This window comes from Rhizobium fabae (assembly GCF_003985135.1).
Taxonomy (GTDB): Bacteria; Pseudomonadota; Alphaproteobacteria; order Rhizobiales; family Rhizobiaceae; genus Rhizobium; species Rhizobium pisi.
Map to the genome: position 1 here is coordinate 499,247 of NZ_ML133645.1, position 19,904 is coordinate 519,150.

The 19,904-nt window shown below is 61.4% G+C and carries 18 protein-coding genes; 11 read left to right on the plus strand and 7 right to left on the minus strand.

The window, feature by feature from the left end:
• Positions 1-3: 3 nt before the first annotated feature.
• Positions 4-1,650: a beta-galactosidase BglA gene (gene bglA / locus EFB14_RS02565; protein WP_126822421.1), complete on the minus strand. Its 1,647-nt coding sequence runs from the start codon at positions 1,648-1,650 to the stop codon at positions 4-6.
• Positions 1,651-1,935: 285 nt separating this feature from the next.
• Between bglA and EFB14_RS02570 the strand changes: the two genes are divergently transcribed.
• From EFB14_RS02570 to EFB14_RS02600, 7 genes are all read left to right on the plus strand, one after another.
• On the plus strand, positions 1,936-3,516 hold the full coding sequence (locus EFB14_RS02570) for a peptide ABC transporter substrate-binding protein (RefSeq protein ID WP_126822423.1): 1,581 nt from the start codon (positions 1,936-1,938) through the stop codon (positions 3,514-3,516).
• A gap of 48 nt (positions 3,517-3,564) precedes the next feature.
• Positions 3,565-4,488: an ABC transporter permease subunit gene (locus EFB14_RS02575; RefSeq protein WP_017965401.1), complete on the plus strand. Its 924-nt coding sequence runs from the start codon at positions 3,565-3,567 to the stop codon at positions 4,486-4,488.
• A complete protein-coding gene (locus tag EFB14_RS02580; RefSeq protein ID WP_126822425.1) occupies positions 4,485-5,402 on the plus strand; it encodes an ABC transporter permease in 918 nt (305 codons plus the stop codon). The genes EFB14_RS02575 and EFB14_RS02580 overlap by 4 nt, the downstream gene beginning before the upstream one ends.
• 1 nt (position 5,403) lies before the next feature.
• Positions 5,404-6,405 (plus strand): ABC transporter ATP-binding protein, encoded by a 1,002-nt coding sequence (locus tag EFB14_RS02585; protein ID WP_126822427.1) that lies wholly within the window; start codon positions 5,404-5,406, stop codon positions 6,403-6,405.
• Positions 6,398-7,384, plus strand: a complete 987-nt coding sequence (locus EFB14_RS02590) for an ABC transporter ATP-binding protein (RefSeq protein WP_126822429.1) — start codon at positions 6,398-6,400, stop codon at positions 7,382-7,384. The genes EFB14_RS02585 and EFB14_RS02590 overlap by 8 nt, the downstream gene beginning before the upstream one ends.
• Before the next feature lie 177 nt (positions 7,385-7,561).
• Positions 7,562-7,903, plus strand: a complete 342-nt coding sequence (locus EFB14_RS02595; RefSeq protein WP_126822431.1) for a hypothetical protein — start codon at positions 7,562-7,564, stop codon at positions 7,901-7,903.
• 176 nt (positions 7,904-8,079) lie between these two features.
• A complete protein-coding gene (locus EFB14_RS02600; protein WP_126822433.1) occupies positions 8,080-9,015 on the plus strand; it encodes a sugar kinase in 936 nt (311 codons plus the stop codon).
• 73 nt (positions 9,016-9,088) lie between these two features.
• Here the strand turns inward: EFB14_RS02600 and gstI are convergent, their stop codons facing one another.
• Positions 9,089-9,280 carry a glutamine synthetase translation inhibitor GstI gene (gstI, locus tag EFB14_RS02605; protein WP_125847454.1) on the minus strand — a complete coding sequence of 64 codons (192 nt, stop codon included), beginning with the start codon at positions 9,278-9,280 and terminating at the stop codon, positions 9,089-9,091.
• Positions 9,281-9,712: 432 nt separating this feature from the next.
• Here gstI and EFB14_RS02610 point away from each other — a divergent pair, with 432 nt between their 5' ends.
• Together EFB14_RS02610 and EFB14_RS02615 are read left to right on the plus strand one after the other, a co-directional pair.
• Positions 9,713-10,753 (plus strand): glutamine synthetase beta-grasp domain-containing protein, encoded by a 1,041-nt coding sequence (locus EFB14_RS02610; RefSeq protein WP_126822434.1) that lies wholly within the window; start codon positions 9,713-9,715, stop codon positions 10,751-10,753.
• Between the two features lie 237 nt (positions 10,754-10,990).
• A complete protein-coding gene (locus EFB14_RS02615; RefSeq protein WP_126822436.1) occupies positions 10,991-12,172 on the plus strand; it encodes a glycosyltransferase family 4 protein in 1,182 nt (393 codons plus the stop codon).
• Between the two features lie 258 nt (positions 12,173-12,430).
• On the opposite strand, the gene der is transcribed toward EFB14_RS02615, so the two are convergent.
• From der to EFB14_RS02635, 3 genes are all read right to left on the minus strand, one after another.
• Entirely contained in the window at positions 12,431-13,852 is a 1,422-nt protein-coding gene (gene der, locus EFB14_RS02625) for a ribosome biogenesis GTPase Der (protein WP_126822438.1), read from the minus strand.
• A 16-nt stretch (positions 13,853-13,868) separates the two neighbouring features.
• Complete coding sequence (locus tag EFB14_RS02630; protein ID WP_126822440.1) at positions 13,869-14,552, minus strand: tetratricopeptide repeat protein; 684 nt, start codon at positions 14,550-14,552, stop codon at positions 13,869-13,871.
• A gap of 103 nt (positions 14,553-14,655) precedes the next feature.
• Positions 14,656-15,240, minus strand: coding sequence for an NnrU family protein (locus tag EFB14_RS02635; RefSeq protein ID WP_126822442.1), 585 nt, complete (start codon positions 15,238-15,240; stop codon positions 14,656-14,658).
• 119 nt (positions 15,241-15,359) lie between these two features.
• Between EFB14_RS02635 and EFB14_RS02640 the strand changes: the two genes are divergently transcribed.
• Positions 15,360-16,349 (plus strand): polysaccharide deacetylase family protein, encoded by a 990-nt coding sequence (locus tag EFB14_RS02640; RefSeq protein WP_126822444.1) that lies wholly within the window; start codon positions 15,360-15,362, stop codon positions 16,347-16,349.
• Between the two features lie 228 nt (positions 16,350-16,577).
• On the opposite strand, the gene sbmA is transcribed toward EFB14_RS02640, so the two are convergent.
• Positions 16,578-17,843: a peptide antibiotic transporter SbmA gene (sbmA, locus tag EFB14_RS02645; protein ID WP_126822446.1), complete on the minus strand. Its 1,266-nt coding sequence runs from the start codon at positions 17,841-17,843 to the stop codon at positions 16,578-16,580.
• A 125-nt stretch (positions 17,844-17,968) separates the two neighbouring features.
• Positions 17,969-19,153, minus strand: a complete 1,185-nt coding sequence (locus EFB14_RS02650; protein ID WP_126822448.1) for a YbfB/YjiJ family MFS transporter — start codon at positions 19,151-19,153, stop codon at positions 17,969-17,971.
• Between the two features lie 166 nt (positions 19,154-19,319).
• Here EFB14_RS02650 and EFB14_RS02655 point away from each other — a divergent pair, with 166 nt between their 5' ends.
• Positions 19,320-19,895, plus strand: coding sequence for a PadR family transcriptional regulator (locus EFB14_RS02655; RefSeq protein WP_126822450.1), 576 nt, complete (start codon positions 19,320-19,322; stop codon positions 19,893-19,895).
• Positions 19,896-19,904: the final 9 nt, after the last annotated feature.

The window sequence follows — 19,904 nt, forward strand, 5'->3', positions numbered from 1 at the left end:
CCCTCAAACCCGCGCACAAAACCCATCCAGCGCGGCAAGTTTCACCGATCCCGCACTCACCACCGCCTCGAAGCCGGGCATGGCAAGCGGCTCCCCGAGCACCATGCCATCAGGCAGGCGGAATTCCGCCGGCTTGCGCGTCAGGTTGAAAACGAAAAGCAGCTTTTCGCCGCCCTTTTCACGGGTGAAGGCGAGCAGATCCTGGTTGGTGTCGATGAAGCTCATGTCGCCGTCGATCAGTGCCGGATGGCTCTTCCGGAAGGCGAGCGTCTGGCGATAGTGGTGCAGTACCGAGCTATCGCTCCCCTCCTGCGTATCCACGGAGAGAGCCGCCTGCTCGTAGGGCACCGGCAGCCAGCTCTTCTCGGCCGAGGTAAAGCCCGCATGCGCCTTGCCGGCTTCCCAGGGCATCGGCGTGCGGCATCCGTCGCGGCCCTTGAAGGCCGGCCAGAAGCGGATGCCGTAGGGGTCGCGCAGATCCTCGAAGGCGAGCTCTGCCTCCGGCAGGCCGAGCTCCTCGCCCTGATAGAGGCAGATCGAGCCGCGCAGTGCTGCAAGCACCGAGATCGCCAGTTTCGCGATGACGGGGCGCTCTTCCTCGGTCAGCGCAAACCGGCTGACATGGCGCATGACGTCGTGATTGGAGAAAGCCCAGCAGACCCAGCCGTCGGTCACGGCTTTCTGGAAAGCATCGACGCAGCCGCGGATATGTTCGGCGGTAAGCTCCGGCCCCAGCAAGTCGAACGTGTAGCACATATGCAGCTTGTCGTCGCCGCTGGTATAGGCGGCCACCGTTTTCAGCGAGCGCGCCCCGTCACCGACTTCTCCGACGGTCGTGCGATCCTCATACTGATCGAGCAGCGCGCGGAAGCGCTTGAGGAAGCCGATATTCTCCGGCTGCGTCTTGTCGTAGAGGTGGTTCTGCATGCCGTATGGGTTGGTGTCGGGCGCATCGAGGCCCCCGTCATCCGTATCGGGCTCATGCGGCGGATTGCTTCTGAGCTGCTTGTCGCAGAAATAATAGTTGACCGTATCCAGCCGGAACCCGTCGACGCCGCGGTCGAGCCAGAATTTCACCGTCTCCAGCACCGCATCCTGCACTTCGCTGCTGTGGAAGTTGAGATCCGGCTGCGAGGTCAGGAAATTGTGCTGGTAATATTGCCGGCGCACGCCGTCCCATTCCCAGCCAGGCCCGCCGAAGATCGACAGCCAGTTGTTCGGCGCCGTACCGTCCGGCTTCGGATCGGCCCAGACATACCAGTCCGCCTTCGGATTGGTCCGGCTCGACCGGCTCTCGACGAACCAGGGGTGCCGGTCTGATGTGTGCGAGATCACTTGATCGATGACGACCTTGATGCCGAGCCTGTGCGCCTCGGCCATCATCTCGTCGAAGTCGGCGAGCGTCCCGAAGATCGGGTCGACGTCACAGTAATCGGAAACGTCGTAGCCCATATCGGCCATCGGGGACTTGAAGAAAGGCGAGAGCCAGATCGCGTCGACGCCGAGGCTGGCGATATGCGGCAGCCGGCGGGTAATTCCCTTGAGGTCGCCGAGCCCGTCGCTGTTGGTGTCTTGAAACGAGCGCGGATAGACCTGATAGATCACCGCACCCCGCCACCAGTCCGCATTCCCGCCTGCCTGCAATGCCATCGGCTACGTCTCCCGCCTTGTTCGCGCCCGCCACACTAAAGCGGACGCAACAAAAGACAACCATGTGAAGCCGTCATGAAGGCCTTGATAAGCGCCGCAAGCTTTCGTCGCGAACCGGCAAGGGGGAGACGTATATAGACTTGTCCACAACCCGAATCCACCCTCCGGATTTGGGGTTGCAACGCAAAGCCTTTGCGATAAGGTGCGCTCTGACCTGCACGTAAGAAGTCAAACCCGGGAACAAATGTCTAATAAAGGCGCAAAGCCTAGAAAGGTGGACCCACCATGAACCAATTCACGAAAAAATTTCTCGCCTCTGCAATGCTTGGCACATTGCTGGCATTTTCGGCGCATGCGGCCACGCTCAATATTCACAATGGTGGCGACCCGCAGTCGCTCGATCCGCAGAAACTTTCCGGCGACTGGGAGAACCGCATCGCCGGCGACATTTTCGAAGGCCTCGTCACCGAGGACGCCAAGGATAATCCGATCCCCGGCCAGGCCGAAAGCTGGACCATTTCGCCTGATGGCAAGGTCTACACCTTCAAGCTTCGTGACGGCATCAAGTGGTCCGATGGCCAGCCGGTAACGGCAGGAGACTTCGTCTTCGCCTTCCAGCGCCTCGTCGACCCGAAGAACGCCGCCGACTATGCCTATCTGCAGTTCACCATCAAGAACGCCGAAAAGATCAACAAGGGTGAGATCACCGATTTCAGCCAGCTCGGGGTCAAGGCGATCGACGACAAGACGCTCGAAATCACCCTGGAAAATCCGACGCCTTACTTCATTAACGCCCTGATGCATTACACGGCCTATCCGCTGCCGAAGCATGTCGTCGAAGCGAAGGGCCAGGATTGGGTCAAGATCGGCAATATCGTCACCAACGGCCCCTACAAGCCGGTCGAATGGGTTCCGGGTTCGCATGTCACAACCGTCAAGAACGACCAGTGGTACGGCACCAAGGACCTGAAGATCGATGGCGCCAAGTTCTTCGTGCTCGAGGACCAGGAAGCCGCGCTGAAGCGTTACCGTGCCGGCGAATTCGACATTCTCACTGACTTCCCGACCGACCAGTACGAGTGGATGAAGAAGAACCTGCCGGGCCAGGCGCATGTCGCCCCCTTCTCCGGCCTCTACTACTACGTCGTCAATTCCCAGAAGCCGCCCTTCAGCGACAAGCGCGTCCGCCAGGCTCTCTCCATGGCGATCAACCGCGAAGTCATCGGTCCGCAGATCCTTGGCACCGGCGAACTGCCGGCTTACTCCTGGGTTCCGCCGGGCACGGCAAACTACGGCGAACCGGCCTATGTTTCCTGGAAGGATCTTCCTTACAAGGACAAGGTCGAAGAAGCCAAGAAGCTGCTGAAGGAAGCCGGCTTCGGCCCGGACAAGCCGCTCCACGCCGTCCTCAGCTACAACACCAACGACAACCATAAGCGCATCGCTGTCGCCATCGCCTCCATGTGGAAGCCGCTCGGCGTCGATGTCGAACTCGTCAACGCCGAAACCAAGGTGCATTACGACCAGATGCAGCGTGGCCAGGTCGAAATCGGCCGTGCCGGCTGGCTCGCCGACTACAACGATCCTGACAACTTCCTGAACCTCCTGGTGACAGGCGTGCAGATGAACTACGGCCGCTGGTCCAACCCTGATTACGACAAGATGATCAAGGACGGCAACGCCGAGACGGATCTGAAGAAGCGTGCCGAAATCTTCAAGAAGGCCGAGCAGCTGGCGCTCGATGAATCCGCCGCCCTGCCGATCTACTACTACGTCTCCAAGAATGTCGTTTCGCCGAAGATCGAAGGCTTCGTCGACAACATTCAGGACATCCACCGCACCCGCTGGCTGTCGATGAAAGAGTAAGGGAAAACGGTCCTTTCCGCACATCGCGGAAAGGACCGGCCCACGACCATGATCAAATACGCCCTCCGTCGCCTCCTGTCGACGATCCCCGTCATGTGGATCGCCGTGACAGCCTCGTTTTTTGTTTTGCGCCTTGCCCCCGGCGGCCCTTTCGATGGCGAAAGGCCATTGCCGCCGGTGATCCTGAAGAACCTTGCGATCCACTACAATCTGGATAAGCCGCTGATCCAGCAGTACCTGATCTATGTCGGAGACCTGCTGCGGGGCGACCTCGGCCCCTCGTTCGCCAGCGAGGATTTCACTGTCGCCCAGCAGATCATGATCGGTCTGCCCTACACCTTCACCATCGGTACGGCTGCCTTCCTGATTGCCATCATTGTCGGCGTCGCCGTCGGCTGTCTTGGGGCGCTCTATCAGAACAAGGCACCGGATTATATTCTAGGTGCGCTCATTCTGATCGGCGTCGTGCTGCCGAACTTCCTGATTGCGCCGATCCTGCAACTCGTCTTCGGCATCCATCTCGCGTGGTTTCCGGTCGGCGGCTGGGGTGACGGCTCTATCAAATACCTCATCCTGCCGATCGTCGTTCTGGCGCTGCCGCATGCAGGCCGCATCTCGCGCATCACGCGCGGCTCGATGATCGAAGTGATGAACCAGAACTTCATCCGCACCGCCAAGGCCAAGGGCATCGGCCCGCGGCTGACCGTGATGCGCCACGCGCTGAAACCTGCGCTGATGCCTGTCGTGTCCTATCTCGGACCCGCGGCAAGCTACCTTCTCACCGGCTCGCTGGTTGTCGAAAGCATCTTCGGATTGCCCGGCATCGGCCGCTATTTCGTCAATGCGGCGCTCAACCGCGATTACGGCATGGTTCTCGGCACTGTTATCTTCTACATGGTGCTGATCGTGTTCCTGAACCTTCTCGTCGACATCGCCTATGCGTGGCTCGATCCGAAAGTGAGAAACCGATGATCCTCAACCCCGCAAAGCGCGAGCTGCTCGCCCAGGAACTGCTGGCGGCGGAAGGCCTTGCGCCCGAAAGCCGGTCGCTGACCAAGGATGCGCTGCGCCGCCTCGGGCGCAACAAGGCAGCTGTCCTGTCGATTGTCGTCCTGACGCTACTGATCCTCGTGGCCTTCCTCGGTCCCTGGTTCATTCCCTTCAACTACGAGGATCCGGATTGGGCGGCCTTCCGCATCCCGCCCTCGATCGAAACCGGCCACTATTTCGGCACCGACCCGAACGGCCGCGACCTTCTCGCCCGCGTCCTTTACGGTACCCGCGTCTCGCTTGCCGTGGCGCTGACGGCCACCGTCGTCTCCGTCTTCATCGGCGTGCTCTACGGCGCAGTATCGGGCTATATCGGCGGCAGGCTGGATGCGATCATGATGCGCTTCGTCGATATCATGTATGCGCTTCCCTATATCCTCTTCGTCATCCTGCTGATGGTGATCTTCGGCCGCAACGTCTATCTGCTCTTTGCCGCAATCGGCGCGCTGGAATGGCTGACCATGGCCCGTATCGTGCGCGGCCAGACGCTGTCGATCAAGCATCGCGAATTCATCGAGGCGGCCCGCGCATCCGGGCAGCGGCCGTTCAAGATCATCATCAAGCATATCATTCCGAATCTCGTCGGCCCGGTGGTGATCTTCGCCGCACTGACCGTTCCCGAGATCATTGCCACGGAAAGCTTCCTTTCCTATCTCGGCTTCGGCGTGCAGGAACCGCTGACCTCGCTCGGCACGCTGATCGCCGAGGGAACTGACGCCATGGAAAGCATGCCGTGGCTGCTGATCTTCCCGGCCAGCTTCCTCGTGGCGTTGCTGCTCAGCCTGCTCTTCATCGGCGACGGCCTGCGCGACGCGTTCGACCCGAAGGATCGATAGAATGCTCCAAGAAAAAGACATCCTCCTCGAACTCAAGGATTATTCGATCACCTTCGCGACGCCCGATGGCGAAGTGAAGGCGGTTTCCGGCATGAACCTTACCGTCCGGCGCGGCGAGCGCATCGCCATCGTCGGCGAGTCCGGCTCCGGCAAGAGCCAGACCTTCCTCGGCATCATGGGCCTGCTCGCCAAGAACGGCAGGACGACGGGCCAGGCGCTGCTCGAAGGCAAGGACGTGCTGGCGCTGAAACCGCGCGAACTCGACCAGATCCGCGGCAAGGACATGGCCATGGTCTTCCAGGACCCGATGACCGCCCTCAATCCGTCGCTCAAGATCTCCCGGCAGTTGACGGAACAGCTCGAGGTCCATGGTGGGCTGACGGCACGCGCCGCATCCACTGCTGCCCTCGACATGCTGAAACGCGTCGGCATCCCCGACCCGACGCGGCGCTTCCACCTTTATCCGCACGAACTGTCAGGCGGCATGCGCCAGCGCATCGTCATCGCCATGGCGCTACTCACCAAACCGAAGCTGCTGATTGCCGATGAGCCGACGACGGCGCTCGACGTCACCATCCAGGCGCAGATCCTCGATCTCTTCAACGATCTGACGGCGGAAATGAACACGGCGCTTGTCATGATCACCCACGACCTCGGCGTCGTCGCCGGCCTCGCCGATCGTGTCGCCGTCATGTATGCCGGCCGTATCGTCGAGGAAGCGCCGGTCGACGAGCTGTTCGACAATCCGGCCCATCCCTACACCGCAGCGCTGCACGCCTCGATCCCGCGCCCCGACCAGGATGTCGATGACCTCGTCGTCATTCCCGGCCGCCCGCCGAACCTGCAGCACCTGCCGAAGGGCTGCAATTTCTCGCCGCGCTGTTCGCAGGTCCAGGACGATTGCATCGACCGTCCGCCCTCCCTCGAAACGCTGGCGCCGCGCCACTGCGCAGCCTGCTACCATCCGTTCCCCCGCCGTGAGGAGTTGTTGAACCATGGCTGATCGATCGCTTCTGAGGGTCGAGAACCTGACGACCCAGTTCGAACTGCCGGCAAAAGGCCTCTTCAAGCCGCCGGTTTTCCTCACCGCCGTCAACAATGTCAGCTTCGATCTCGCCGAAGGCCGCACGCTCGGCATCGTCGGCGAATCCGGCTGCGGCAAGTCCACGCTCGGCCGCTCCATCCTGCGGCTCCTGAAGTCGCAGCAAGGCCGCATCCTCTGGCAGGGCCGCAACCTTCTCGACCTCACCGATGAGGAAATGCGCGCCGCACGCCGCGACATGCAGATCATCTTCCAGGATCCGATCGCCTCGCTCGACCCGCGCATGACGGTTGGCGATATCATCGCCGAGCCGCTCACCGTCTTCGAGCCGAAGCTTTCGAAGGCCAAGCGCACCGAGCGCGTGCGCGAGATCATGACCGCTGTCGGCCTCGTGCCGGAGATGATCAACCGCTATCCCCACGAATTCTCCGGCGGCCAGGCACAGCGCATCGGCATTGCCCGCGCTGTTGTCACCAAGCCGAAGCTCATCGTCTGCGACGAGCCGGTTTCCGCCCTCGACGTCTCGATCCAGGGCCAGGTGATCACGCTTCTGCGCAAATTGCGCAAAGAGTTCGGCCTGACGCTGATCTTCATCAGCCACGATCTCTCGGTCGTGCGCCTGATCTCCGACGACGTGCTGGTGCTCTATCTCGGCAGGGTGGTGGAATCAGGCGACTGCGCCACCGTCTTCGATCATCCCGCCCATCCCTATACGCAGGCGCTGTTTTCCGCAGCGCCGATCCCGGATCCGAAACTTGCGCGCCTGCGCACCCGCATCCGCCTGCAGGGCGATCCGCCCTCGCCGCTCAACCCGCCGAAAGGCTGCGTCTTCTCTCCCCGCTGCTGGAAGGCGACCGACATTTGTCGCACCGAAATGCCGCCGACCGAGGAAGTCCGCCCCGGCCAGAAGGCCGCCTGCTATCACATGGACAGGCCGTGAATGGAACGAAGGCCACCTGAAGTGGCCTTCGTTCTTTCCCGAATATCTGCGCATCCATCTTCAAGACGGAGCGTTCCGAAACGGGCTTGTTTCGGAATCTATAGTCTCTGATAACGAAGATTTAGATGGCGATATGCTATTTCGTTCCGGCCTGATCATGGGCCAGGGGAACGTTACATGAAATCGAAACTGTCAGGATTGATCGCACTTGCGGCTGCGATCGTCACCGCCTCCGCCGTGCCGTCGCATGCCGAAGATCTGAAGTTCCAGCTCACCAATGGGACCAATTCCGTCCTGACGCGTTTCTACAGCTCGCCGACCGGCGTCGACAACTGGGAGGAAGATGTATTCGGCGAGAACGTTCTCGATCCGGGCGAAAGCGTCAACATCACCATCGCCGACGGCCGCACGGTCTGCAAATACGATATGCGCTTCGAATTCGAAGAGGGTTCCGACCTCGACACCACCGAAGACACGCAGGACCTTTGCGAACTCGGCAGCTACACAATCCACGAATAACCATCCTTCGCCGGCGCCTGCCTTCGCTTCGTCTGTGAAGGCGGGCTTTTCATTCCTCATGAGATCGGCGCCGATGATATCGGCGCTTGTCTCTCCGCCCGGCTCCGCGTATCAGCGGATAATCAAAGCGATGGAGCGGCCTGTTGGATCAGCGGCGCTCATGCCGGGAGGACAAGGTGAGCGGAAGACGGTTTCTATCGATCGGTGAATGCATGGTGGAACTTTCGCAGGCGGGCGACGGCTTGCTGCGCAAGGGCTTTGCCGGCGATACCTTCAACACCGCCTGGTATGCCCGCGCCTGCCTTGCCGCCGACTGGTCCGTCGATTATTTCACCGCGCTTGGCGACGACGCCATGTCGGATGAGATGGTGGCCTTCATCGACAAATCAGGCATCGGCACCAGCCTCATTCGCCGCATCAGGGGAAGAACGCCCGGCCTCTATATGATCAACCTGAAGGACGGCGAGCGTTCCTTCAGCTACTGGCGCGACAATTCGGCCGCCCGCAGCCTCGCCGCCGATCCTGACCGTGTGCGCGAGGCGGTGGAAAGCGCCGACGTCGTCTATTTCTCCGGCATCACCCTTGCCATCCTGCCGCGTGAGGATGCCGCGACGTTGCTCGCCGAAATCCGCCGCGCCAAGGCCGCCGGCAAGCTCGTGGTCTTCGACCCCAACATCCGCCCCCGCCTCTGGGCGAGCTACGACGTGATGCACACGACGATCAGCGAAGGCGCCCGCTCCTCCGTGCTGGTCATGCCGAGTTTCGACGACGAGGCCGCCCATTTCGGCGACGATTCCATCGACGCGACCATTCACCGCTACAAGGCGCTCGGCGCCGTCAATATCGTCGTCAAGAACGGTGCGGATGGCGTCAGGTTGAATTTCGCCGACGAGGAGACCTTCGTTCCGGCCGAGAAGGTGAAGAAGGTGGTCGACACGACAAGCGCCGGCGACAGTTTCAACGGCGCCTTCCTTTCCCGATATCTGGAAACCGGCGATGCACCTGCCGCCGCCCGCTTCGCCGCAGGCGTCGCAGCCCGCGTCGTCAGCGAGCACGGCGCCTTGGTCGTGAAGGAAAAACTTGGCTTGAGCGGCGGCCGGGCCCGCGCATGACGATATAACGCGAATGCCATGCGCGGGCGCTCCCCGCCTTATCGGCATTCCTGCGCCCGGAGCGAAACAGAAATCAGGACTTCGTCGGCCGATCGGTCTCGCGAACCGCCTCGTCATGGTACCAGCAGCTGTCGAGCGCTGCGTCGCAGACATCGGCAGCCTCGCGCTCCATTATCCGGGCGCGTTCGAACCGGCTGACGGCCCGCGGTGGCCTGACGGGAAACTGGTAGATCGTTGCGGATTCACGATGGAAACCGGTGGGCATGAGATCGCCTCCATTCAGCTCGCGCATCAACATTTGCCACCGAAACCATAGCACGATGCACAGAGTTTATGCAAATTGCATAAAATATATGCAGCGCTGTCACGGTGATTGATCGCTATGCTGTCTACGCCAGAAGCTGGCGCCTATTTGTTCAACACTTCATCAGTTTAGGCTAACGCCCAATTTTTCATCCGGTTCCAAGGCCGAAAATTTCCTTTCTTCCTGATGATTCAGCCTTCGGCTGTGAAATCGGGCTGCTTTAGGGGAAGCGGAAAAAAGCGCGCAGGCCGGCTGATTCGCGATTTTTCTTTCGCAGGGCGTCAAACTGGCACGCTACATGCTTCAATAGATGCATCCCCTGGCGGTCGGATGCGTTTGCGCGCCGAGATCGTCTCCGGATTTGCTCACCTTCGTAGCATTGAGAGAGTCACGATGACAAAATATAAGCTCGAGTATATTTGGCTCGATGGGTACACTCCGGTACCGAACCTGCGTGGCAAGACGCAGATCAAGGAATTTGACGTATTCCCGACGCTGGAACAGCTTCCGCTCTGGGGTTTTGACGGCTCCTCGACGATGCAGGCCGAAGGCCGCAGCTCCGATTGCGTGCTGAAGCCCGTCGCCATCTATCCCGACCCGGCCCGCACCAACGGCGCGCTCGTCATGTGCGAAGTCATGATGCCCGATGGCGTCACGCCGCACGCATCGAATGCCCGCGCCACCATCCTCGACGACGAAGATGCCTGGTTCGGCTTCGAGCAGGAATATTTCTTCTATCAGAACGGCCGTCCGCTCGGCTTCCCCGAGCAGGGCTACCCGGCTCCGCAGGGTCCCTACTACACCGGCGTCGGCTATTCTAACGTCGGCGACGTCGCCCGCGAAATCGTCGAAGAACATCTCGACCTCTGCCTGGCTGCCGGCATCAACCACGAAGGCATCAATGCTGAAGTGGCCAAGGGCCAGTGGGAATTCCAGATTTTCGGCAAGGGCTCCAAGAAGGCCGCCGACCAGATCTGGATGGCTCGCTACCTGCTGCAGCGCCTGACCGAAAAGTACGGCATCGACATCGAGTATCATTGCAAGCCGCTCGGCGACACCGACTGGAACGGTTCGGGCATGCACTGCAACTTCTCGACCAAGTACATGCGCGAAGTCGGCGGCAAGGCCTATTTCGAAGCGCTGATGGCGCAGTTCGAAAAGAACCTGATGGACCACATCAATGTCTACGGCCCTGATAACGACAAGCGCCTGACCGGCAAGCACGAGACGGCTCCGTGGAACAAGTTCTCCTACGGCGTTGCTGACCGCGGTGCTTCGATCCGCGTGCCGCATTCCTTCGTCAAGAACGACTACAAGGGCTATCTGGAAGATCGCCGCCCGAACTCGCAGGGCTGCCCCTACCAGATCGCTTCGCAGGTCCTGAAGACGATCTCGGAAGTTCCGCTCGCAGGCTCGGCTTCCGCCGCCGCCTGACCTCCCAGCGGCGCCGGTCCTCGACCGGCGCCGTCATTCCTTCTGCACGAAAGCCGCGATCGACCGCTGACATATTCGCGGGGATCGAGCCGCTAAGGCTCTGCAAACACAGACATGCGGCTGTAATATTTCCATCATGGTCATGCCTCAAAATAGGCAAGCGGGAATCGCCATTCCGGAACCCCGCTTTGGGGTTGAGCGTTGGCATATCACTGCAACGCGGATGGAAATCGTGACATGCTGCAACGTCCGGCAAACACTTACAGCGGCGAGAGCTGGGCCAATGCCGCATCCGTCGGCAATCTGCCGGAACGGCTTGTCATCGTCACCGACGCCTGGCATCCGCAGGTCAACGGCGTCGTGCGCTCGATCGAGAACACCAATCGCGAACTGGCAAAGCTGGGCGTCGAAGTCTCGATGGTAACGCCGGAGCGCTTCAACAGCATCCCCTGCCCGACCTATCCCGAAATTCGTCTGTCGATCGCCGGCTATCGCCGCGTCGCCCGCGAGATCGAAAAACACAATCCCTCCTACGTGCATATCGCCACGGAAGGGCCGCTGGGGCTCACCGCCCGCCGCTGGTGCCTGCGCAAGCGCATGCCCTTCTCGACCAGCTATCATACGCGCTTTCCGGAATATGTTTCTGCCCGCCTGCCGATCCCGCAGAGCTGGCTCTATGCCTTCGTGCGCTGGTTCCACAATGGCGGCGCCGGCTGCATGGTCGCGACGCCGAGCCTTGCCCGCGAGCTATCGGCGCGCGGCATCAAGAACCTGATGCCTTGGACCCGTGGCATCGACGCCTCGCAATTCCATCCCATGCCGCTTGAAGACGAGCCCTTCGGCCTCCCTCGGCCGATCTTCATGACAGTCGGTCGCGTGGCGCTGGAAAAGAACCTGCCGGCCTTTCTCGATCTCGATCTGCCCGGTTCGAAGGTCGTCGTCGGCGACGGCCCGGCGCGCGCCGAACTGGAGCAGCGCTATCCCCAGGTACACTTCACCGGCGTGAAGTTCGGCGAGGAACTGGCAAAAACCTATGCCCAGGCCGACGTCTTTGTCTTTCCGTCGCTGACCGATACCTTCGGCAATACCATCCTCGAAGCGCTGGCCTCAGGCGTGCCGGTCGCGGCCTACCCGGTCACCGGCCCGCTCGACATTATCGGCGAGGACAGCGAGGTCGGCGCGCTCGATCACGATCTTCGGGCGGCATGCCTTGCCGCGCTCTCGGCCTCACGCGAGAAGTCCCGCGACCTTGCCATGCAATATTCCTGGGAAGCCGCGACGCTGCAGTTCATCAACAACATCCGCGCCGCCAACGGCGTCATCACGCCGAAATGGAGAAAGGCCTGGCAGTACGCCAAGTCGCTTCCGAGAAGCAGAAAGCCCAGCGAAACCGCCGGGCCTCTTCCATCCGCGGACTGATCGCGCTTAACCGCTGCAATCAGGATAGATGCGGCAGTGTCCGAGGGTACCCCCCTCTGTCCTGCCGGACATCTCCCCCACAGGTGGGGAGATCGGCTAGGCGCACCCGCTCGTTTCAACATCAATTGCTTGGGGAAATTCCATCCCCGGGTCGATCTCCCCCCTTGTGGGGGAGATGTCCGGCAGGACAGAGGGGGGTAGTCACACCGCGCGCGCCCAAACTCCACAAAACGCCACCAATCAGCGCCAAGCCTGGCGCTACGTCCGTCTCTTCTTGCCTTCGAACGGATTGTCAGGTGAGCGGAAATGGATGCGGATCGGCACGCTCGGCATGTCGAAATCGTTGCGCAGCCCGTTGATCAGATAGCGCGTATAGGATTCCGGCAGCGCGTCGGAGCGGGTGCAGGAGATCATGAAGGCCGGCGGGCGGGCCTTGACCTGCGTCATGTATTTCAGCTTGATGCGGCGGCCGGAAACGGCCGGTGGCGGATGCTGGATCTGCTGCGTCTCCAGCCAGCGGTTGAGCCGAGCCGTCGAAATGCGCTTGTTCCAGACCCTGTCCGTATCGATGATCGACTGCATCAGCTTGTCGAGGCCCCAGCCGGTCTGGCCGGAGATCGGCACGGCGCGAATGCCGCGCGCCTGCGGCAGCAGTCGGTCGGTCTTTTCTCGCAGATCCGCAAGCACCGCCTGCCGGTCCTCGATCATGTCCCATTTGTTGAAGGCGAGAACGGCAGCACGCCCCTCGCGCAGCACCAGGTCGACGATCTGCAGGTCCTGCTTCTCGAAGGGGATCGTCGCATCGAAGACGATGACCACGGTTTCGGCGAAGCGGATGGCGCGCAGCGCATCGGCGACGGAAAGCTTTTCCAGCTTCTCGATCACTCGCGCCTTGCGGCGCATGCCTGCCGTATCGAACATCTTGATGGTGCGGCCGCGCCAGTCCCATTCGACCGAAATGGAATCGCGGGTGATGCCCGCCTCCGGCCCGGTCAAAAGCCGATCCTCGCCCAGGAAACGGTTGATCAGCGTCGACTTGCCGGCATTCGGCCGCCCGACGATCGCCACCCTGAGCGGCTTGGTGTCGTCATAGGCGGGCTCTTCGTCTTCGCCTTCACCCTCATCAGCCGTCTCGATAATGTCGACGTCCGTGACGGCAACATCCTCCTTGGCATAGGCCCGGTCCTTGCCGATCGCCTCGACGATCGCGTCGCGCAGATCGAGCATTCCCTGCCCGTGTTCGGCCGAAATCGGCGTCGGCTCCCCCAAGCCGAGCGTATAGGCATCGTAGAAACCGCTGTCGGAACCGCGCGCTTCGGATTTGTTGGCGACGAGCACCACCGGCTTGCCGCGCCGGCGCAGCATTTCGGCAAGTGCGGTATCGACGGGCGTCAACCCGTTCTTGGCGTCGACGACGAAGAGTGAAAGATCGGCCTCGTCGATCGCCGCTTCCGTCTGGGCGCGCATGCGGCCCTGCAGGCTTTCCTCGTCGGCCTCTTCGAGACCGGCCGTATCGATGATCGTGAAGGTCAGGCCCATCAGCCGGGCATCGCCCGGCCGGCGGTCGCGGGTGACGCCAGGCGTGTCATCGACAAGCGCCAGCTTCTTTCCCACCAGCCGGTTGAAAAGCGTCGACTTGCCGACATTCGGACGACCGACGATGGCGACCGTGAAACTCATTCTTTTTCCTTAAAACTCAGCCCTGCGCGGCGGGCGCCTTGCCGGATGCGGTAATGAGATCAAGCATCATATGAGCGCGATTGGCAACATTGCGCGGGCTGTCGGTATCGTCGACGATCGACTGGAACCACTGCCGCGCCTGCGTCATGTTCCCGGCCTTGTAGGCGGCAAGGCCGAGCGCCTCGCGCGCCGAATGGCGGAAGGCGTTGCCCGGCACGGCCATTTCCTCGATCGCGGCCGAAACCTGCTCGTAGGAGCCGTTCTCGATCAGCAGCCAGCCGGCGCGCATTTTCGCGGCGTCGCGCACGGCAGCCGGAACGCCATTGTCCTTGCCGATTTCGTTGAAGGCGGCAATCGCCGCGGCAGCGTCGCCCTTCTGTGCCTTCACGGTCGCGGCCCGCATACGCGCCAGCACCGGATAGGCGCCATGGCCTTCCTTCTCCAGCTTGTCGAGCGCGGCCAGCGCCTCGTCGTTCTTGTTCTCGTCGGCAAGCTTCATCGCCGCCAGGAACTGGTCGCCGGCGCTGGAGGAGCGGTTGTCGTCCCAGTATTGATAGAGAACCTTGCCGGCGGTGCCGACGACGATCAGGATGGCGACGACGATGATATAGCGGCCGAAGCGGCGCCAGGCGCCCTTCATCTGGTCAGACCGCAATTCCTCATTGACTTCACGGATGAAGCTGTCGTCGTTGAATGCCATTCTCGTCTCCGGCCGCGGAAATTACCCAACATCATGCAAGATGCATATTGTCGGGCCTTCTACCCCATTTTGCAGCCGTTGTAAGGGGGATGTGAAAGATTCGTCACATGGCGAGCGGCGAAACCCCGATCAACCATTCGTGCAGCTTCCAGATGATCAGCGCCCAGACGACAATGCCGATGACGATGGCATAAAGGTCATATTTGGCCGAGACGAACGGCCGGAGCGTAATCTCGCCGGCCCGCTGCCGCCGTTTCAGGGAAATGCGCAGGATGACGCCCCAGGCCAGAAATGCCGCAAACAGCAGCACCGACGAGGTCTCGCCATTGGCCAGCAGATGCGCCAGCGCCCAGATCTTCACCGACAGCACCATCGGATGCTTGGTCTTCGTCGCGATATGCCCCGCCGGCAGCAGCGAGGCAACGAGACAGATCATCGCGATCAGCATCAGCGTGATCGTGATATGCGCCATCCAGACCGGCGGATTGTAGAGCATGCCGGTCACCTGACGCGCCTGCCCGAAACCGTAAATCAGGAGGATCAGCGTGAGAATGCTCGCGATCGAATAGCCGGCCCGCCAGCCCCTCTCGCCGAGGCTCGCGATCATCGAGCGGCGGAAACCGGGGGCCACCACCCGCACCAGATGCACGCCGAGGAAAAGTATGATGCCGACGATAAGCAATGTCATTGCGGATCCTTCCGTGCCGTTTGTCATGGCTTAGAGCCTCGCGTGAAAAAATGCCAGCGCGACCGCAGCTTCGCCGCAATTCTGGTAAAGGAAACCGCGAACAAATTGTCGCGGTGCCCATGTCTCGTTTTCTCCTCTCCGCCTGCCTGGCTGCCTCCTTCCTCGTTCCGGCAATCGCAGAGGCCGCCGACCGGCCGAAACAGCTCGTCATCATTTCCTTTGACGGCGCCCACGACAACGCGCTCTGGCTGAAGAGCCGCGAGATGGCCGCCAAGAACGGCGCCCACTTCACCTATTTCCTCTCCTGCACTTTCCTGATGAACGAGGCGGCGAAAAAGGCCTACCAGGCGCCGCACCAGAAACGCGGGAAATCCAATGTCGGCTTCGCCCAGAGCGACGACGAGATCCGCGAGCGCCTCGGCAATATCTGGCATGCTCATCTCGAAGGCCACGACATATCGAGCCACGCCTGCGGCCATTTCGACGGCCGCCAATGGAGCGAGGCCGACTGGTTGGCCGAATACGCGACCTTTCAAGAGACGCTTAAAAACGCCTGGAAGAGTGTCAATCTTGCGGAGCCGGCCGGCTGGCAGGATCTCGCCGATCACGGCATCAAGGGCTTTCGCGCACCCTATCTCTCGGCAACGGCCGGCGCCGACATGATTGCCGCCGAAAAGAAGGCGGGCTTCACCTATGATGCGAGCCTTGTCACCAAAGGCCCAGCGATGCCGGTCGAGGAAGACGGCATCATCCGCTTCGGCCTGCCGCTGATCCCCGAAGGCCCGAGTGAGAAGCCGATCATCGGCATGGACTACAATCTCTTCGTCCGTCATTCCAAAGGCGAGGAGGACAGCGCGGATTCAAAGGAATTCGAGGACCGCGCCTACGCCGCCTTTTCCCAGGCCTTCGACCGCCAGTATAACGGCAACCGCATCCCCCTCCAACTCGGCTTCCACTTCGTCGAAATGAACGGCGGCGCCTACTGGCGCGCCCTCGACCGCCTGGTCAGCGACGTCTGCCATCGGACGGATGTGGCCTGTGTGAGCTATTCCGAAGCGATCCCGATGATCGAGGCGCGTGGGAAACTGCAGCAGACATCTGGGCTTTAAGAGACAATCACTGGGACGAACCGCCGTGCCGTGCGGCCCCCTCATCCGCCTGCCGGCACCTTCTCCCCGCGGGAGAGAAGAGATTCGTTGCAACGCCGCGCTTCCCCTTCTCCCCTCGGGGGTCCGAAGGACGGGTTGAGACCCGTGGCTCATCCGAGGCAAAGGTGCCCGGCAGGGCGGATGAGAGGGCGCCGAACGCGACTCCAGATCGCTGACACCCCCGACCCATCAACCGTCGGCGTGTACCACACCTGCCTCACGCTCCAGATAACGCTGGTCGATATCCGGCAGCGGCGCATCATCGATTGCCGCTTCGAAGGCCTTGAGGCGTTTGTGGATGGAGAGCAGCTCGATGATCGTCGTCCAGGAATTGACGAGGTACTGGAACGAGTTGCTGACCTGGCCGAAGGCAGTCGAGATCTGCTGGAAGATACCGTAAGTGATCGTGCCCGCCACGATCGTCGGCACCAGCATGAAGACCACGAAGAGCGCGTCGGCCTGGATATAGAAATAGCGGGCAACGTTGAAATACATGTAGTGGAAATACATGCGGTAATAATTGCGGCGGACGTTGCCGAAGAGCTCCGTAACCGTCAGCGGATGAGCCCGTTCCGCATGGTCCTCGCCATAGACCAGTTCCTTGCGATAGGCCGCTTCGACGCGCTGATTGCGGAAGTTCAGGCCCGGCAGCTTGACGCCTGCAACCGCCAGCAGAACCGTGCCGAATGCAGACCAGAACAGCGCCAGCCAGAAGAGCGAATTCGCCACCGGCCCGATGAACGGCAGTTCCGTCACATAATGCGACAGCGCCAGAAGGATCGGAAGGAATACCACGAGCGTCATCACCGAGTTGATGAGGCTGATGCCAAGGCCTTCGAGCGTGCTTGAAAAACGCATCGTGTCTTCCTGAACGCGCTGTGAGGCGCCTTCGATGTGACGCAGCTTTTCCCACTTCGACATGTAGAAATTGTTCATCGCCGTGCGCCAGCGGAAGATGTAGTGACTGGTGAAGAAGTCGGTCATGATCGACACGAACATGCTAAGGAATGCGATCTGACAGAAGACCCACATCAGGCTGTAAAAATTGTCGACTGAGATGCCCGGCTGCTTCGACAATGCGTTCTGCAGCAGGTCACCGAACGGCCGGCGCCAGTTGTTGATCACGACGCTGATCTGGACGCCGAAATAGGTCACGAAGATGATAAGCGCCGAACCCCAGATCGACCACAGCTTCCAGGGGTGGTTCCGCGCTATCAGATGCCACGCGGCGCAGAAGATCGCCGCCGACAGCAGGAAATAGCTGTAGAACCAGAGATTTTCGGGGAGCAGGAAGAACGAGAGATCAATCGGCTGCTGTTCTTCTGCAACCGGCGCGTAGCCGAGCGATGCGCCGAGACCGGCGGCGAAGAGATACCATCCGGCAATGGCAATCAGGGTCCAAACGACGAGCGAAGTAAAGAACGCCTTCGGCTGGGGGAAGAAGGAATGAAACACGGGGGGCTTTGCTTTCCTGAACTGTGAGTCTCGGGAGTGTCATGGAACACTGATTGTGCCGGAAACTAAGGCAGTTCGAAGGAAGCAGCAATGGGTTCGGCCCATTGTTACATAGATGTAACCGGTTAAGCGATTTTCTTGATCACCGGCATGACAAGCGCCGCACAAACAAGAAGTGCTGCAGCGGCGATCACCGTCGGCACGGTGAAGCTGCCTGAACGCTCCGCGATCCAGCCGGCAACGACAGGCCCGACGATCTGGCCGACGCCGAAGGCGGCCGTCATCATTGCCAGAATCCGCCGCGGGCTCTCAGGGGCAAGCTTGCGGCCGATCTGCAGCCCGTAAGCCGTGATCGCAAGGAACGTCGCCCCGAACAGCGCGCCGCCGATCAACGGCGCGACCGAAGGCGGCAGCGCCACGGTCGCAAGCACGCCGGCAGCCTCGACCACAAGGGCTGCGACATAGACGCCGCCAAGCCCGAGCGACCTCACCAGCGGCTTCCAGGCAAAGAGCGCAACCGCGGACGTCAGCCCGGCGATGAACCAGCAGAGGAACTCGACGAAGGGTCCCGTTGCAGACAGCCGCGCGATGGTGACGAGAAAGGTTCCGGTGATGACATAGCCGAAGCCGAACAGGCCGTAGGACAGCGTGACGAGTACCATCGGCCGGCCCCAGACAAGCGCCGGCTCCTTGCCCGTCCGCGCCGATTGGGCGGGCTCCGACGGCAAGAGCCACCAGACGACGACGAGGCTTGCCGCGCAATAGAGCGCTCCGCCGATCCAGTCGGCGCGCCAGCCGTCCGGCCCGTCGTGAAAGCTCAGGCCGATCAGAAGCACCATGACCGAGGAAAGCGCAATCCCCGCCCCCGGCCCGCCGAAATGCGCCGCCTGCACATGGTCGTTGCCGGCGGCTGCCCCGTGGCTGAGCACGATCGACGAGGTGAAGACCATGGCGAAGGCGCTGGCGAGGCCGGCGAGGAAACGGATGACGGCAAAGATCGCAACGGAATCGGTGGCAGCCATGGCGGCAAGCAGGATCGCGGTCGCAAGCAGTGCCAGCAGCGCCACCATTCGTTCGCGCCCCGCCGCCCAGCCATAGGCGGCAAGCACGGCGCCGACGAGATAACCGACGAAATTCGCCGAGGCGATGAAGCCGGCATCGGCCGCCGAAAGCGGCACGCCGCTCATCATGCCGGGCAGGATCGGCGTGTAGGAGAAGCGCCCGAAGCCCATGGCCGCCGCCATGGCGACAGCGCCGGCAGCGGCGGTAGCAACGAGATTCGGTGCGGAGCGAGGAGGACGGGAAAGCATGAAACGCTTATCGCGCCGCAACGCAGACGCCACAAACGAGTATTTCTGATCGATCGATCAATTCCACGAAAGACCCGATTTTCGTCACCGCCCTTGAAAGGGATTATCTTACGATATATGTTTTACGACATAGTCAACGATATATCCAACGATGAAAGGGAAAACCATGAGAGGCTTTAAAGGCGGCATGTTCGGCGGAGGTTTCCGCATGGGCCGCAAATTCGCGGCCGGCGACTTGCAACTCGTCATCCTGGCTTTGCTCGATGAGCGGCCGTGCCATGGCTATGAATTGATCAAGATCCTGGAGGAACGCTCGGGTGGCTTCTACGTGCCGAGCCCCGGCGTCATCTATCCCGCGCTCACCTATCTCGAGGAGACCGGTCTGGCGGAAGTAGAGAACGAGGGCGCCAAGAAGCTCTATCGCATCACCGAGACCGGTCGCCGCCGCGTCGAGGAAAACCGCGCCATGATCCTGCAAACATTCGCCAAGCTCGAACGCATCGGTGAGAAGATGGCCTATGTGAAGCGTGTCTTTGAAAGCGACCGTCACGGCGCCGACGAAGGCGATGACGGCGACTTCATGCAGGACGGCGGCGACATCCGCGCCGCCCGCATGCTGCTGCGTTCGGCGCTCAGGATGCGCTATCCCTGGTCCAAACCCGAAGCCGCCCGCATCGCCGCCATCCTCGAACGCGCCGCCACCGAGATCCTGCAGGGAGGCAGACCGGAAACGCGGGGGTGAAGAGGAAGG

Excerpts from the sequence above, each read along its gene's own strand:
- bglA (WP_126822421.1), bottom strand. The coding sequence starts at position 1,650 with ATGGCATTGCAGGCAGGCGGGAATGCGGACTGGTGGCGGGGTGCGGTG.
- EFB14_RS02570 (WP_126822423.1), top strand. The coding sequence starts at position 1,936 with ATGAACCAATTCACGAAAAAATTTCTCGCCTCTGCAATGCTTGGCACA.
- EFB14_RS02575 (WP_017965401.1), top strand. The coding sequence starts at position 3,565 with ATGATCAAATACGCCCTCCGTCGCCTCCTGTCGACGATCCCCGTCATG.
- EFB14_RS02580 (WP_126822425.1), top strand. The coding sequence starts at position 4,485 with ATGATCCTCAACCCCGCAAAGCGCGAGCTGCTCGCCCAGGAACTGCTG.
- EFB14_RS02585 (WP_126822427.1), top strand. The coding sequence starts at position 5,404 with ATGCTCCAAGAAAAAGACATCCTCCTCGAACTCAAGGATTATTCGATC.
- EFB14_RS02590 (WP_126822429.1), top strand. The coding sequence starts at position 6,398 with ATGGCTGATCGATCGCTTCTGAGGGTCGAGAACCTGACGACCCAGTTC.
- EFB14_RS02595 (WP_126822431.1), top strand. The coding sequence starts at position 7,562 with ATGAAATCGAAACTGTCAGGATTGATCGCACTTGCGGCTGCGATCGTC.
- gstI (WP_125847454.1), bottom strand. The coding sequence starts at position 9,280 with ATGCCCACCGGTTTCCATCGTGAATCCGCAACGATCTACCAGTTTCCC.
- EFB14_RS02610 (WP_126822434.1), top strand. The coding sequence starts at position 9,713 with ATGACAAAATATAAGCTCGAGTATATTTGGCTCGATGGGTACACTCCG.
- EFB14_RS02615 (WP_126822436.1), top strand. The coding sequence starts at position 10,991 with ATGCTGCAACGTCCGGCAAACACTTACAGCGGCGAGAGCTGGGCCAAT.
- der (WP_126822438.1), bottom strand. The coding sequence starts at position 13,852 with ATGAGTTTCACGGTCGCCATCGTCGGTCGTCCGAATGTCGGCAAGTCG.
- EFB14_RS02630 (WP_126822440.1), bottom strand. The coding sequence starts at position 14,552 with ATGGCATTCAACGACGACAGCTTCATCCGTGAAGTCAATGAGGAATTG.
- EFB14_RS02635 (WP_126822442.1), bottom strand. The coding sequence starts at position 15,240 with ATGACATTGCTTATCGTCGGCATCATACTTTTCCTCGGCGTGCATCTG.
- EFB14_RS02640 (WP_126822444.1), top strand. The coding sequence starts at position 15,360 with ATGTCTCGTTTTCTCCTCTCCGCCTGCCTGGCTGCCTCCTTCCTCGTT.
- EFB14_RS02650 (WP_126822448.1), bottom strand. The coding sequence starts at position 19,153 with ATGCTTTCCCGTCCTCCTCGCTCCGCACCGAATCTCGTTGCTACCGCC.
- EFB14_RS02655 (WP_126822450.1), top strand. The coding sequence starts at position 19,320 with ATGAGAGGCTTTAAAGGCGGCATGTTCGGCGGAGGTTTCCGCATGGGC.